Origin of the sequence: Christiangramia aestuarii (genome assembly GCF_009735585.1) — a bacterium.
GTDB classification, from domain to species: Bacteria; Bacteroidota; Bacteroidia; order Flavobacteriales; family Flavobacteriaceae; genus Christiangramia; species Christiangramia aestuarii.
In genome coordinates, this window is sequence record NZ_VJVW01000126.1 from 1 (window position 1) to 399 (window position 399).

Genomic DNA, 399 nt, shown 5'->3' on the forward strand with positions numbered 1-399 from the left:
TGAAGGGCTACGCCAACATGGCCGAGCTGACGGTGGGCCTGGCGCAGTACTTCGCGTTCTACAACGCCGAGCGGCCGCACCAGTCCCTTGGCTACAAGACACCTGCCAGCGTCTATCGCAGTGGTATCGGCGGCGGCGCGCTGATCGCGGACAAGTACGGCGGCGCACAGCGGGAACTGGAAGCGGCGTGAACGCCGTCTGGCCTGCCGGCGGCGGCGGCCACCGGAGGGTAAGCTCTCCAGCGGCACGGCAGGAGAATCACGGGGCAGCGCCGACCAGCTGCAGTGGCAGTAAGCGACGCAGCTTAAACTCGCTGAAAAACTGTCTTGACCGATGGGTCCACTTTACAGGCCACAGGAGGTAATAACTACTTGCCGCTGATCTGGAGGCACTTCAAGT

General features: G+C 63.4%; 1 protein-coding gene. It reads left to right on the top strand.

Going from position 1 to position 399, the window contains the following annotated elements; all coding sequences use genetic code 11:
* A partial coding sequence (locus FLP08_RS15975) for an integrase core domain-containing protein (protein ID WP_156278152.1) occupies positions 1–191 on the top strand: 191 nt, incomplete at its 5' end.
* Positions 192–399 lie beyond the last annotated feature (208 nt).